The organism is Comamonas sp. Z3 (assembly GCF_008121565.1).
Lineage (GTDB): Bacteria > Pseudomonadota > Gammaproteobacteria > Burkholderiales > Burkholderiaceae_C > Comamonas > Comamonas brasiliensis.
The window spans coordinates 110,180-123,502 of sequence record NZ_VOQU01000011.1 but is presented as its reverse complement, the minus strand read 5'-3'; the positions used below and the strand labels follow the sequence as shown (position 1 = coordinate 123,502).

Genomic DNA, 13,323 nt, shown 5'->3' with positions numbered 1-13,323 from the left:
AAGCCGATAAATGCTTCAAACCCTTTTTTGCATGGCGCTACCAGCTATGAAAGTTGAGCTTTAAAACTGGCGTGCTCCAGGCCGGAGGCAGCGAGCAAGCGCCGCCGCGCAGCGAGGCTGCCGCCCCTCCCGAAGAGAGAGGGGGGGAAGCGGCGCAGCCGCTCAGGGGGTTAGTGAAGCATTAAGGACCCGGCGGCCTTGCTCTTGCCGGCGCGAGCGGGAGGATTGCACAGGCCGCACTGGTAGTGGCGCGCATTCTCGTAAGGCTCAGTCACGAACTGGCCCTTGCAGACCGAGCACTGGGTGCGCGTCAGCATCTGTGCATCGACAAACTTCACCAGGCGCCAGGCGCGGGTAAAGGACAGCAGCACCTCGAGTTCGGCAGCCTGAATCTGTTCGGTATAGAGGCGATAGGCCTTGGTCAGCTGCTCGGCCGAGTCCAGCTCCACGCCCTTGGACAGGTATTCGTAGATGTTGAGGAACAGCGAGCTGTGGATGTTTTCCTGCCAGGTCAGAAACCAGTCCGTGGAAAACGGCAGCTGGCCCTTGGAGGGAGACTTGCCCGAGATTTCCTTGTACAGCCGGATCAGGCGTTCATAAGACAGCGTGGTCTCGGACTCCAGCACCTGCATGCGGGCGCCCATCTCGATGAGCATGGCGGCGCGCTCGATTTGCTTGGATTCGTTCAGAACGCTTTTGGTGGCAGTCTTGGCGGCGGGCATCTGTCTCTCCTTAAAACCAGGTAGTCGCTAGCGGGTGCTCAGAGCACTTCGGAGACACGGCTGGCCATCAGGATGTTGGCGTGCAGCGTATTGGTGGCGGCGTTGCCGATCTTGTTGCTGCTGTGGTTGGTCAGCAGGCTCCAGACCATTTCGTCATCGGCGCGGAAGCTGGCCAGCAAGGTGTTGCGCGATGCCAGCTTGAGCACCTGGGCCGAAGACAGCGAGCCCAGCAGCTCGCAGGACTCTTCGTTCAGACCCAGACGGAACACGGCTTCGGCCTTGTCCTGGCGGATCAGGGTCTGGGCCAGCATCAGGTAGGTGAGGTTGGCTTCACGGATCTCGGCAAGCAGTTGTTCGTTGTTCATGGGTCCAGTCCTTTCAATCTCGACAGACCGTCACGGCACACACAAACAAGACGTTAAAAGTGTTTCGATCTGTTGAAATGAATTGTGTTTCAAGCCTTGATCGAACTGAAGTCGGGGAGCGTCGGTATCGCCGGTCTGGTTTCACAGGCAGGGCTGTAGGATTTCCCTTACTGCCTTGCCGTCCGTCGGGATGACTTGGGATGCCGGTTGGGGGCTGACGTTGCATCAGGCCGGATTCCGCTGGTGCATGTATTGTGAATCTGTCCGGAAGATGACAAACGAGGAAATAGGCGGCTTTTTGTTCGGTATCTGATCGCCTATGAAACGAGACGACCCGGATTCCCTGTGATAACGGCCTGCATCCGGGTTGCCAAGCCGCATCGACATGCGAGCGCGGACATGGGCGTCGGCCATGCCGCCATGACCCGGAGCACTGCGATGGAGCAGGCCTGGACTACATGGGTAGGGCGTTGATCACGGCCTGGCCTGCTCCCGGACCAGGGAGTGAACCCGGCAAGTGCAGGGAGACAAGCGTGTCCGCTGGAAGTCGGTGCCTGGCGCGGCACCGGCATGCGTCAGGCTCAGCCCCTCTCGGCCGGCCGCGAAGGCTGGCTGCACCACTCGCTCCAGCTGCCGGCAAACAAGGCCGTGGGTGCAAAGCCGGCAATCCGCATGGCCAGCACATTGGGGGTGGCGCTGACGCCGCTGCCGCACTGGTGCACCACGCTTGCGGGATCGCGTCCGGCCAGCAACTGGTCAAACTCTGCCTTGAGCAGCGCTGCGGGCTTGAAGCGTCCGTCGGCGGCGATATTGCTGCTGAACGGGCGATTCAGCGCGCCCGGAATATGGCCAGCCACCGGGTCCAGGGGCTCCACCTCGCCGCGGTAGCGAGCCGGGGCGCGGGCATCGATGAGGGTCTGGGTGGCCTGACCCAGATCGGCCTCGACCTGATCTACGGTCTTGAGCGTCTCCAGCGGCTGGCCCAGTTCAAAGTTGGACTGGAAATGGCCGGACTCTTCCCCGCTGCGCACCGCCTGGCCGGCCGCCTGCCAGGCCTGCAGCCCGCCATCGAGCACCGCCACGGCATCGTGGCCGGCCCAGCGCAGCATCCACCACAGGCGGCCGCAGTAATTGGCGGCGTTGCGGTCATAGACCACGGCCTGCATATCGTTGGCAAAGCCTATGGAGGACAGCCAGGCGGAAAAGCGCTCGCGCGAGGGCAGCGGGTGGCGACCGCCCGAGGCCGATTGCACGCTGGTGGCGACCTGTCCATCCTCGCCGGGCGTGCCATGCGGTGCGCTGAGATTTTTGTCCAGGTCGGCGAAGACGGCGCCCGAGATATGGGCCTGCAGATACTGCTCTCGGCCGGCAGGCGGGTTCATGAGGTCAAAGCTGCAGTCAAACACCATCAAGGGCTTGCCGCTGGCCTTGAGCCGGGCCAGCTGTTCGACGGAAATCAGGGTGTTGTAATGCTCGGGCGTCGAGTGGTTCATGGCTTGCTGTTCCAAAGATTGACTGTTGCAGACGGCACTGCGTGCAGCCTTGCGCGATGCAAACCATTATGCGATCGGGTCAGCGCACCGGACTCAAGCGGCCTTCATTGTTTGGATATGGCCGGCCGCGCGGATCTGGCCTGGTCGCTGCCGCGGGCAGGGGGCATGGCGCAGATGCGCGGCACCCCCGGCATGGTTAGCCTCTGGAGCGCAAGGTGGTGGCAGCGGCGCCGCTGGCGACGATGAGCACGATGCCTCCCCAGCCGATCAGGGGAATGCTCTCGCCGAACAGCACCAGGCTGAGCAGGGCGGCAAACACAATGCCCGAGTACTGCAGATTGGCGACGACCAGGGTGTTGCTCTTGCTGCCGGCCGAGGCATAGGCCTTGGTCATGCAGACCTGGGCCACGGCGGCCAGTACGCCCACTGGCACCAGCCACAGAGCGCTCCAGCCGGGGAAGGGCGAGATGCCGGTGAACAGCATGGTGATGCCGCCGGCAATGACCGAACCGACCGAGAAATAGAACACCACGCGGGTCTCAGGCTCGCCCAGGCGCGACAGGGTGGTCACCTGCATATAAGCCATGGCCGCAAACATGCCGCCAAACAGGCCGCCGAGCGCGGCGACCCATTCGCTGGCCGGTGCGCTGGTCGGGCGCAGCACCAGCAGCACGCCGACAAAGCCCGCCACCACGGTGGACACGAGGCCCCAGGGGAAGGGGGGAATGGCGCGGCGGGTTTCGGGTTCGGCCGCATAGGACTTGCGCAGCGTATGGCGCATCCACAGGCCCTGGGCGATGAGAAACACCGCCATCCAGATGCTGCTCATGGAGTTGAGCGTGGTGGCCGTGGCCAGCGGCAGATGGCCGATGGCGTAGAACCAGGCTCCCATGGAGATCACGCCGACGAAGCTGCGCCAGGCATGCTCGCGCGAGTACTGGGTGGTCAGCGTCACGCCGCTGCGCCTGGCCAGCCAGACCAGCAGCGCCATGCTGACCAGGCCGCGGTAGAACACGATCTCTGCCGCATTGAAGTCCTGGGAGGCAAACTTCACACACACACTCATGACCGCAAAAATCAACGCGGCCAACACCATCCACAGGGCTTGCATATCTCACTCAATTCAGCATAAAAATAGCTGCTGTGCTTATGGGGTAAGCGATAGCAGCTATCAGTCTTGAGGTTCACCTCATTCAGCGTTGGGGAGCGCTGTCACCCATGATGCGGCGATACCACTCATGGAAATGTTGCATGCCGTCTTCCATGGGGCTTTGATAGGGGCCGACCTCGTTGTCGCCGCGTTCATACAGGGCTTTGCGGCCGCCGTCCATGCGCTCGGCGATCTCGTCGTCCTCGATGCAGGTTTCCATGTAGGCGGCCTTCTGAGCCTGCACGAACTCGGGCTCGAAGGCGGCGATTTCCTCGGGGTAGAAGAACTCCACCACGTTCAGCGTCCTGTCCACTGCCAGCGGGTGCAGGGTCGAGACGGTCAGCACATGCGGATACCACTCCACCATGATGTGGGGGTAGTAGGTCAGCCAGATGGCACCGCGATCGGGCAATTCTCCGTTGCGGTAGGCCAGCAGCACCTCGTGCCACTTCTTGTAGATGTCCGAGCCCGGGTTGCCGAAACTCGGGGCTACGCCCACGGTCTGCACCGAGTACTCGCTGGCGAATTCCCACTTCAGATCGTCGCAGGTGACGAAGTTGCCCAGACCGGGGTGGAACGGGCCGACGTGGTAGTCCTCCAGATAGACCTCGATAAAGGTCTTCCAGTTGTAGTTGCACTCGTGCATCTCGACATGGTCGAGCACAAAGCCGTCGAACTGCAGCTGCTCGCGCAGCTTCATGCCGGCCAGATCGGCCTCGATGTCGCGGCCATTGTCCTCGAACAGCAGTCCGTTCCACTCGCGCAGCGGGTAGTTGTTGAGGTTCAGGCAGGGGTCGTGGCTGAAATGGGGTGCGCCCAGCAGCTCGCCGCTGGTGCTGTAGGTCCAGCGGTGCAGCGGGCAGACGATATTGCCGCCGGCATGGCCCTTGCCTTCGGACAGCAGATTGCCGCGCCCCTTGAGCATCACGGCCTGGCGGTGGCGGCAGACGTTGGAGATCAGCTCGATCTCGCCTTTGGCATTGCGTACCAGCGCCCGCCCCTCTTTTTCCTGAGGCAGGGCGTAGTAGTCGCCTATCTCGGGAACGGCCAGCTGGTGGCCCACATAGCGCGGGCCGCGCTTGAAAATCGTTTCCAACTCGCGCTGGAACAGCGCTTCGTCGAAATAACTTGAAACTGGTAGTTGGCTTGCGGCCTGCTGCAGTTGAAGACTTAAATCAGTCATGGATGACTTGACCTAAAGACTCCCCACAGGGAGGGTGCACTTGCGCACACGGTAAAAAACGAAACCGGCCTTGTCTGGACACGGGCCTCAGGCAATGGGCGGTGGCGCATGGCCTGCCGACGCGTTTGCCCGACCAGGATGACCAGGCACGGGGCCGGCTTGACGGGAATGGGATTATAGGCTGTGGGGTTATTTCCGTTTTTCTGGTACGTGTATTGACGTTATTTCGTCCAGGTGCCGTCGGCGCCTGTCAGCAAGTTGCCAGCCGCCTGCAAACCCTTGCCACTTGGCAAAAAGGCGGGCGCGGCAGGCCCGGGTCGGTCGGGAATCTACAGCCAAAACATATCGCGCCAGCCGGCTTTGCGGGCATTGCACGCCAATGGTGCAGGGACGCCTAAAATCGTCGCTTCCGTCCAACATTGACCACACCATCCATGCCCAAGGCCGCTGCCGCCAAAAAATCTGAACAGCCTGTCAGCTATGAAGCTGCTTTGCAGGAGCTGGAGCAACTGATTGCACAGATCGAATCCGGTCAGCTGCCGCTGGAGCAGATGCTCAGCGGCTACCAGCGCGCTGCGGAGCTGCTGGTTTTTTGCCGTAGCCAGCTCGATGCCGTGCAGGAGCAGGTCAAGGTATTGGACGAAGGCAAGCTGTCTGCCTGGACCCAGGACTGATCCCGGTGTCCGCGCGTTTTGCCTTGAAGATGCAGCCCATGAATGAATCAATGATTGCCGAACCATCGACGCCTTTGAACGAGGGCAAGACTGCCCTGGATTTTTCCGTCTGGATGCAGGAGCGACTGGTGCGCACCGAAGAAGCGCTGTCGCGCTGGGTGGGCATCAATGCGCCTGCGGGTCTGGGTGAGGCCATGCGTTACGCTGTGCTCGACGGAGGCAAGCGCTTGCGACCGTTGCTGGTCTGGGCGGCCGCCGAGGCGGTGGGCGGTCAGGCCGCGGCCACGCTGCGTGCCGGTTGTGCCGTGGAGCTGATTCATGCCTACTCCCTGGTGCACGACGACATGCCCTGCATGGACAACGACACCATGCGTCGTGGCAAGCCCACCGTGCATGTGCAGTTCGGCGAAGCCTCGGCCCTGCTGGCCGGCGATGCTCTGCAGGCCCTGGCCTTCGAGCTGCTGCTGCCTGAAGACGATGGCATTCCCTGCTCCATGCAGGCCAGGCTGTGCCGCCTGCTGGGCGCGGCGGCGGGCAGCCACGGCATGGCTGGCGGTCAGGCCATCGATCTGGCCAGCGTGGGCAAGCAACTGAGCGAGACGCAGCTGCGCGAGATGCACCGTCTCAAGACCGGTGCGCTGCTGCTGGGCAGCGTGCTCATGGGGGCCGCCTGCAATGCACAGACCGACGCCAGGGCACTGGCCGCGCTGACCGACTACGGCCAGGCACTGGGCGTGGCCTTCCAGGTGGTGGACGATATTCTGGACGTAGTGGCCGACTCTGCAACGCTGGGCAAGACGGCGGGCAAGGATGCGGCCAATGACAAGCCCACTTTTGTATCGCTGCTGGGGCTGGAAGCTGCAAGAGCCCATGCCGAGGAGTTGCGCCTGCAGGCTCACGCCGCGTTGACGCGCAGCGGTCTGGCCGACACCCAGGCCCTGGCCGCACTTGCTGATATGGTCGTGCAGCGCACCCATTGAGATTGAATGGAAAAGCTCTGTAACCGAATATTGGCTGGCGCTAGCAGCTATTGAAAAATATAGAACATGTCCACGAATACTTCTTCCCTGCTGCACAACATCAACGATCCCGCAGACATGCGCGGCCTCTCGCGTGCCCAGCTCAAGACGCTGGCCGCAGAGCTGCGCACCTATGTGATCGACAGCGTCTCAAGGACCGGCGGGCACCTCAGCTCCAACCTGGGGACGGTGGAGTTGACCGTGGCGCTGCACTCGGTGTTCAACACGCCCTATGACCGCATCGTCTGGGACGTGGGCCACCAGACCTATCCGCACAAGATCCTGACCGGTCGCCGCGATCACATGGCCACCCTGCGCCAGTTCGGCGGCCTGTCCGGCTTTCCTCAGCGTGCCGAGAGCGAGTACGACACTTTTGGCACGGCACACTCGTCCACCAGCATCTCTGCCGCGCTGGGCATGGCACTGGCCGCCAAGCAAAAAGGCGAGGATCGCCGTGCAATCGCCGTGATCGGCGACGGTGCGATGACGGCCGGCATGGCTTTCGAGGCACTGAACAACGGCGGCGTGCATGACGCCAATCTGCTGGTCATCCTCAACGACAACGATATGAGCATCAGCCCGCCCGTGGGCGCGCTCAATCGCTATCTGGCACAGCTGATGAGCGGGCAGTTCTATGCCAAGGCCCGCGATGTGGGCAAGAGCGTTCTCAAGCAGGTGCCGCCCTTGCTGGAGCTGGCCAAGCGCCTGGAACAGCAGGCCAAGGGCATGGTCGTGCCTGCCACCATGTTCGAGCAGTTCGGCTTCAACTACATCGGTCCCATCGACGGTCATGACCTCGACTCGCTGATCCCCACGCTGGAGAACATCAAGGGTCTCAAGGGCCCGCAGTTCCTGCATGTGGTTACCAAGAAGGGCCAGGGCTACAAGCTGGCCGAGGCCGATCCCGTGGCCTATCACGGGCCCGGGAAATTCGATCCGGCCGTCGGTCTGGTCAAGTCCGCCACGCCTGCCAAGCAGACCTTCACCCAGGTGTTCGGTCACTGGCTCTGCGATATGGCTGCCAAGGACCAGCGTCTGGTCGGCATCACGCCTGCCATGCGCGAGGGCTCGGGCATGGTGGAGTTCCACAAGCGCTTTCCAGGTCGCTACTACGACGTGGGCATTGCCGAGCAGCATGCCGTGACCTTTGCCGGCGGCATGGCCTGCGAAGGCGTCAAGCCCGTGGTGGCCATCTATTCCACGTTCCTGCAGCGTGCCTATGACCAGCTGATCCACGACGTCGCGCTGCAGAACCTGCCCGTGGTGTTCGCCCTGGACCGCGCAGGTCTGGTGGGTGCCGACGGGGCCACGCATGCCGGCGCCTATGACATTGCGTTTGTGCGCTGCATTCCCAATATGAGCATGGCCTGTCCGGCCGACGAGCGCGAAACGCGCCAGTTGCTGACCACGGCCTATGAGCAGGATCACCCCGTCTGTGTGCGCTATCCGCGCGGTGCCGGTGTGGGCATGACGCCGCTGGAGAGTCTGGAAGGTCTGCCCTTTGGCAAGGGCGAGATGCGCCGCGAATCGAGCTCCAAGAAGGTGGCGATTCTGGCTTTCGGCACCTTGCTCTACCCCGCGCTGCAAGCTGCCGAAGCGCTCGACGCCAGCGTGGCCAATATGCGCTGGGCCAAGCCGCTTGACGAAGCACTGCTGCTCAAGATCGCCGCCGAGCATGAGCTCATCGTCACGCTGGAAGAGGGTTGCGTCATGGGCGGCGCTGGCAGTGCCGTGATGGAATGCCTGGCCGCCACCGGTCTGAGCAGGAGCGTGCTGCAGCTGGGCCTGCCCGACGCGTTCATCGAGCATGGCGATCCCGCCAAGCTGCTGGCGCTGCAGGGGCTGGATGCCGCAGGCATCGAAGCCTCCATCCGCAAGCGTCTGGCTGCAGGCTGACGCGATATGGACATGGTTTGCGCAAGTCCGCTGGATTGACACCGGGCCCTTCCATGAAGGGCCTTTTTCTTTGCGTGCCGTCAAGAAAACTGACGGCAACCGTGAATCGCCACACGGATGGCGTCTGCGTTCCTAGAATGCCTGTGGCTGCCGGCCTGTGATCGGGCTGCTGCAGCCAGCTTGGCAATGGACAACTACTAGCGGAGAAATATTCATGGATCGTCGCTCACTCGTCAAACATGTGGGCATGGCTGGTGTGCTGGCTGCTGGCGTGGCTCCGGCGGTGCGCAGCCAGGAGGTGCTGCGCTGGCGCCTGGTGACGAGTTTTCCCAAAGTCCTCGACGCCATCTCTGGCGGGGCCGAGAAGTTTGCCCAGTCGCTGCGTCTCATGTCGGGTGGCCAGATCGAGGTCAGCGTGCACTCCGCGGGCGAGCTGATGCCCGCCTTTGGCGTGATGGAGGGAGTGCAGAACGGCGTGGTCGAAATGGCCTTGACGGCACCGTACTACTTCACCGACAAGGACTACTGCTTTGCACTGGGTTGCGCCGTGCCCTTCGGTCTGACGGCGCGGCAGATGGATGCCTGGATGGAGTGGGGCGGCGGGCGCAAGCTCATGGATGATTTCTACGCCCAGTACAACATCAAGAGCCTGAGCGCCGGCAACACCGGCACGCAGATGGGCGGTTGGTACCGCAAGGAAATCAGGACCGTGCAGGATCTGAACGGGCTGCGCATGCGCGCCGGTGGCGGCTTGCTCGGTGATGCGCTGCAAAAGCTGGGCGTGCAGGCCGTCAACATGCCTATTGCGGATGCGCAGCAGGCGCTGGAAAAGAATCGCCTTGATGCCGTGGAGTTCGTCGGCCCCTATGACGACCAGAAGCTGGGCTTCGGCAAGATCGCTCCCTACTACTACTATCCGGGCTGGTGGGAAGGTGGCGCCGAGCTGGCCTATTTCATCAATACCAAGTCCTTTGCAGCCCTGACGCCCGAACTGCGGGCCATGGTGGAAGCCGCGGCGGCGCAGGCCGCCAAGGATCTGACGGCCAAATACCTGGCCTACAACCCTGCGGCACTCAAGAAGCTGCTCAGCGAACGCGTGCAGCTGCGCGCCTTTCCACGCGAGCTGATGGATGCGGGCTTCAAGGCCGTGATGGCCACCATGGCCGAGCATGAGGCCAAGTCGGCGCAGTTCAAGAAGATTCACCGCAGCATGCGCGGATTCCAGCATGACCAGCTGCTCTGGGATCGTTTCTCGGAATTCCGCTATGCCAGCTATATGAGCGCGGTACGGCTGTAGGCAGCGCAAGCAGGACGCCGAGGCCGAATTCGATGCACCTAACTAGGTAGAACTTCTTAAGCTGACGGTCACTTTTTATCGCATGCTGAACGATTGACTCGTGTACATTTTGTGCCTGTTGCATAAGTCGAGCTGGCATAGATCAGTGGTCTGTGTCAGCCAATCTGTTCCTCAAGGAGACTAAAGTGGATCGTCGTTCCATTCTGAAAAATGCCGGTATCGCTGGCGTGCTGGCTGCGGGCGCCGCACCTGCTGTTCACGCTCAGGCCGCCGTGCGCTGGCGCCTGGCCTCGAGCTTTCCCAAGTCGCTGGACACCATCTTCGGCAGCGCTGAAAAGCTGTCGCAAGTGGTCAAGGCCATGTCGGGCGGCAAGTTCGAGATCTCGGTGCACCCCGCTGGCGAGCTGATGCCCGCTTTCGGTGTGGTGGATGCACTGCAGGGCGACACCATCGATATGGCACAGACTGCTGCCTACTACTTCACGGGCAAGGATCCCATCTTCGCCTTCAGCTGCGCCGTGCCCTTCGGCCTGACCACGCTGCAGATGAACGGCTGGAAAGACCATGGCAATGGCCGCAAGCTGCTGGATGCCTTCTTTGCCAAGTACAACTTCAAGACTGCATCCGCAGGCAACACCACGACCCAGATGGGTGGCTGGTACCGCAAGGAAATCAAGACCGTGGAAGACCTCAAGGGTCTGAAGATGCGTCTGGGGGGCGGCGTGTTCGGCGAAGCCATGGCCAAGCTGGGCGTGGTGGCACAGAACATGCCTGCTGGCGATGTCTATCAGGCCCTGGAAAAGGGTACGCTGGATGCCGTGGAATTCGTCGGTCCCTACGACGATGAGAAGCTGGGCTTCAACAAGGTTGCTCCCTACTACTACTACCCCGGTTGGTGGGAAGGTTCTGCCGACCTGGAGTTCTTCATCAACCTGAAGAAGTACAACGCACTGTCGCCCGAGAACAAGGCGATCCTGGACGCTGCAACCCGCGTGGCTGCTGCCGACATGACCAGCAAGTACCAGGTGCTCAACCCTCAGGCCATCAAGCGTCTGGTGGCCAACAAGACCCAGCTGAAGATGTTCCCCAAACCGCTGATGGATGCCGGTTTCAAGGCTTCCATGGAAGTGTTTGCCGAGCACGAAGCCAAGTCGCCCGAATTCAAGAAGATTCACCAGGACATGCGCGCTTTCCAGCGCGACCAGATCCTGTGGAACCGCTTCTCCGAGTTCCCCTTCAATCAGTACATGGCGACTGCCAAGATCTGATCCTGATCAGAGTCACCAGCGCCATGCGCTGGGTGTTGAAAAACCGCAGCTTGCTGCGGTTTTTTCATGCCATCGAGATCATGCTGGGAGTCCACCTGCACCGCCTCGGTGGTGTCTTTCGATACGCGGATGACATCGGCCCGGCAGGGCCGTTCCCATATTCCTTCGGTTGCCAGCATTCCATCGCTGCTGCGACAGGCCGGCTCCACACAAGACTCCTGGGCATTGGCGGCCTGAGACAGCAGATCTGGACAGCAGGTCTGCATAGGGGGGACGGACGGCAGTCAGCAGTTCGGTGACGGTCAGGGTGGCTTCCTGAAGGGAAGCGGATCCATCACCCATCAATCTGCTAGCCATGAAAAAGCCCCGGCTCTTGCGAGCCGGGGCTGTGTCGGTAGCAGCCGTCGATTTACTTGGCGGCAGGTGCCGAGCTCAGTGAATCCTGCAAGGCCTTGGCAGGGTCATCCGAGCCGTAGCCGCTGGCATCGGGCGCTGCCGGAGCCGGCTGGCTGCCTTCTGCAGGGGCCGAACCTTCTTCGCCGCCTTCAGGCGCTCCAAACGGGTTGTCCGCACCATAGCCGCCGCCGGCATCGTTGAGCTGGTTGAGCATTTCGTCGCCCACCTTGTTCATGTCCACGACCACGGGTTTGTCGAGCGCGCCGGTCACGATGCCGGGGAAGGCGATCAGCACGCCCACCATCACCAACTGGATCAGCACAAAGGGCACGGCACCCTTGTAGATCTGCATGGTGGTGACGGGCTCAATCACCTTGTGGGTGACCTTGTCCACGTACTGCTTGTCCGGTGCGACGGAGCGCAGGAAGAACAGTGCAAAGCCGAAGGGCGGATGCATGAACGAGGTCTGCATGTTCACGGCCAGCAGTACGCCGAACCAGATCAGGTCGATGCCCATCTTCTCGGCCACGGGGCCCAACAGCGGCACCACGATGAACGAGAGTTCAAAGTAGTCCAGGAAGAAGGCCAGGAAGAAGATCATGATGTTGACCACGATCAGGAAGCCCACCTGGCCGCCGGGCAGGCTGGTCAGCAGATGTTCCACCCACTTGGGGCCGTCTGCAGCCTGGAAGACCAGACTGAAGGTGGTGGCGCCGATCATGATGAACATCACAAAGCTGGCCAGCTTGGTGGTCGAGGCCAGGGCCTGCTTGAGCAGGTCCATGTTCAGGCGACGGCGGGCAAAACCCATGATCAGTGCCGCCATGGCGCCCATGGCACCGCCTTCGGTAGGTGTTGCAATGCCCAGGAAGATGGTGCCCAGCACCAGGAAGATCAGCAGCAGGGGGGGGATCAGCACAAAGGTCACGCGCTCGGCCAGCTTGGACAGCAGGCCCAGCTTGAGGACCCGGTTGAGCGAGGCGATCACGAAGGCGATGAAGGTGCCGCCGCACATGGCGGTGACGATCTTCTCGTCGGTGGCGACTTCGGTGATTTCCTTGCCCTGCCACCAGGTGTGCAGGTCGGCCATATGGCTGGCCAGGAAGATGGCCACGATGGTGGACAGGCCCATCACCACGACCAGCGAGGTATAGCCGGAGTTGCCGTTGGCTTCGCGGTAGATGCGTGCCTCCAGGGGCAAGGCAGGCACCATCTTGGGCTTGAAGATGGCCAGAATCACCACCCACAGCACATACAGGCCCATGAGCATGAAGCCGGGGATGAAGGCGCCTTTGTACATATCGCCCACGCTCTTGCCCAGTTGGTCGGCCATCAGAATCAGCACCAGCGAGGGCGGGATGATCTGGGCCAGCGTGCCCGAGGCCGCGATAACGCCCGATGCCAGGCGGCGGTCATAGCCGTAGCGCAGCATGATGGGCAGAGAGATCAGGCCCATGGAGATCACCGAAGCGGCAACCACACCGGTGGTGGCAGCCAGCAGGGCGCCCACAAAGATCACGGCCAGCGCCAGTCCCCCGCGGATGGGGCCGAACACCTGACCGACAGTGTCAAGCAGGTCCTCCGCCATGCCGGAACGTTCGAGAATCAGGCCCATCAAGGTGAAGAAGGGTACGGCCAGCAGGGTGTCGTTGGCCATGATGCCGATCAGGCGTTGGGGCAGCCATGCCATCACGGAGGAGGGGAAGACGCCCAGTTCTATGCCCAGAAAGCCGAAGGCCAGGCCCGCAGCGCCCAGGCTGAAGGCGACTGGAAAGCCCAGCAGCAAAAAGCAGATCAGCCCCGCAAACATGATGGGGGCGTAGTTGGTAGCGATGAATTCCATTGATTGTCTCCCGCTAC

The 13,323-nt window shown here is 62.0% G+C and carries 12 protein-coding genes; 5 read left to right on the top strand and 7 right to left on the bottom strand.

Features of this window, described 5'->3' with window-relative positions; all coding sequences use genetic code 11:
• Nucleotides 1–170: 170 nt before the first annotated feature.
• From flhC to FSY59_RS25995, 5 genes are all read right to left on the bottom strand, one after another.
• Nucleotides 171–722, bottom strand: coding sequence for a flagellar transcriptional regulator FlhC (gene flhC / locus FSY59_RS26015; RefSeq protein ID WP_003052834.1), 552 nt, complete (start codon nucleotides 720–722; stop codon nucleotides 171–173).
• 38 nt (nucleotides 723–760) lie between these two features.
• Nucleotides 761–1,087: a flagellar transcriptional regulator FlhD gene (flhD, locus tag FSY59_RS26010; protein ID WP_003052836.1), complete on the bottom strand. Its 327-nt coding sequence runs from the start codon at nucleotides 1,085–1,087 to the stop codon at nucleotides 761–763.
• 581 nt (nucleotides 1,088–1,668) lie between these two features.
• The gene (locus tag FSY59_RS26005; RefSeq protein WP_043374384.1) at nucleotides 1,669–2,580 is read right to left on the bottom strand and encodes a sulfurtransferase; all 912 of its coding nucleotides are present in this window, start codon (nucleotides 2,578–2,580) and stop codon (nucleotides 1,669–1,671) included.
• A 196-nt stretch (nucleotides 2,581–2,776) separates the two neighbouring features.
• Nucleotides 2,777–3,691, bottom strand: coding sequence for a DMT family transporter (locus tag FSY59_RS26000; RefSeq protein WP_148729960.1), 915 nt, complete (start codon nucleotides 3,689–3,691; stop codon nucleotides 2,777–2,779).
• A gap of 82 nt (nucleotides 3,692–3,773) precedes the next feature.
• Nucleotides 3,774–4,913, bottom strand: coding sequence for an aromatic ring-hydroxylating dioxygenase subunit alpha (locus FSY59_RS25995; protein ID WP_003052841.1), 1,140 nt, complete (start codon nucleotides 4,911–4,913; stop codon nucleotides 3,774–3,776).
• Nucleotides 4,914–5,347: 434 nt separating this feature from the next.
• Here FSY59_RS25995 and xseB point away from each other — a divergent pair, with 434 nt between their 5' ends.
• From xseB to FSY59_RS25965, 5 genes are all read left to right on the top strand, one after another.
• Nucleotides 5,348–5,587, top strand: a complete 240-nt coding sequence (gene xseB, locus FSY59_RS25985; protein WP_003052843.1) for an exodeoxyribonuclease VII small subunit — start codon at nucleotides 5,348–5,350, stop codon at nucleotides 5,585–5,587.
• A 38-nt stretch (nucleotides 5,588–5,625) separates the two neighbouring features.
• A complete protein-coding gene (locus tag FSY59_RS25980; protein WP_050785821.1) occupies nucleotides 5,626–6,567 on the top strand; it encodes a polyprenyl synthetase family protein in 942 nt (313 codons plus the stop codon).
• 66 nt (nucleotides 6,568–6,633) lie between these two features.
• Complete coding sequence (gene dxs, locus FSY59_RS25975; RefSeq protein WP_148729959.1) at nucleotides 6,634–8,502, top strand: 1-deoxy-D-xylulose-5-phosphate synthase; 1,869 nt, start codon at nucleotides 6,634–6,636, stop codon at nucleotides 8,500–8,502.
• A gap of 214 nt (nucleotides 8,503–8,716) precedes the next feature.
• Nucleotides 8,717–9,799, top strand: coding sequence for an ABC transporter substrate-binding protein (locus FSY59_RS25970; RefSeq protein ID WP_003052848.1), 1,083 nt, complete (start codon nucleotides 8,717–8,719; stop codon nucleotides 9,797–9,799).
• Between the two features lie 185 nt (nucleotides 9,800–9,984).
• A complete protein-coding gene (locus FSY59_RS25965) occupies nucleotides 9,985–11,067 on the top strand; it encodes a TRAP transporter substrate-binding protein (protein WP_003052850.1) in 1,083 nt (360 codons plus the stop codon).
• Here the strand turns inward: FSY59_RS25965 and FSY59_RS27835 are convergent.
• Nucleotides 11,040–11,246, bottom strand: a complete 207-nt coding sequence (locus FSY59_RS27835) for a hypothetical protein (RefSeq protein ID WP_050872193.1) — start codon at nucleotides 11,244–11,246, stop codon at nucleotides 11,040–11,042. The two genes, FSY59_RS25965 and FSY59_RS27835, sit on opposite strands and share 28 nt — an antisense overlap.
• Nucleotides 11,247–11,476: 230 nt before the next feature.
• Nucleotides 11,477–13,306 carry a TRAP transporter large permease subunit gene (locus tag FSY59_RS25955; protein WP_003052852.1) on the bottom strand — a complete coding sequence of 610 codons (1,830 nt, stop codon included), beginning with the start codon at nucleotides 13,304–13,306 and terminating at the stop codon, nucleotides 11,477–11,479.
• Between the last annotated feature and the right edge of the window lie 17 nt (nucleotides 13,307–13,323).

Excerpts from the sequence above, each read along its gene's own strand:
- flhC (WP_003052834.1), bottom strand. The coding sequence starts at position 722 with ATGCCCGCCGCCAAGACTGCCACCAAAAGCGTTCTGAACGAATCCAAG.
- flhD (WP_003052836.1), bottom strand. The coding sequence starts at position 1,087 with ATGAACAACGAACAACTGCTTGCCGAGATCCGTGAAGCCAACCTCACC.
- FSY59_RS26005 (WP_043374384.1), bottom strand. The coding sequence starts at position 2,580 with ATGAACCACTCGACGCCCGAGCATTACAACACCCTGATTTCCGTCGAA.
- FSY59_RS26000 (WP_148729960.1), bottom strand. The coding sequence starts at position 3,691 with ATGCAAGCCCTGTGGATGGTGTTGGCCGCGTTGATTTTTGCGGTCATG.
- FSY59_RS25995 (WP_003052841.1), bottom strand. The coding sequence starts at position 4,913 with ATGACTGATTTAAGTCTTCAACTGCAGCAGGCCGCAAGCCAACTACCA.
- xseB (WP_003052843.1), top strand. The coding sequence starts at position 5,348 with ATGCCCAAGGCCGCTGCCGCCAAAAAATCTGAACAGCCTGTCAGCTAT.
- FSY59_RS25980 (WP_050785821.1), top strand. The coding sequence starts at position 5,626 with ATGAATGAATCAATGATTGCCGAACCATCGACGCCTTTGAACGAGGGC.
- dxs (WP_148729959.1), top strand. The coding sequence starts at position 6,634 with ATGTCCACGAATACTTCTTCCCTGCTGCACAACATCAACGATCCCGCA.
- FSY59_RS25970 (WP_003052848.1), top strand. The coding sequence starts at position 8,717 with ATGGATCGTCGCTCACTCGTCAAACATGTGGGCATGGCTGGTGTGCTG.
- FSY59_RS27835 (WP_050872193.1), bottom strand. The coding sequence starts at position 11,246 with ATGCTGGCAACCGAAGGAATATGGGAACGGCCCTGCCGGGCCGATGTC.
- FSY59_RS25955 (WP_003052852.1), bottom strand. The coding sequence starts at position 13,306 with ATGGAATTCATCGCTACCAACTACGCCCCCATCATGTTTGCGGGGCTG.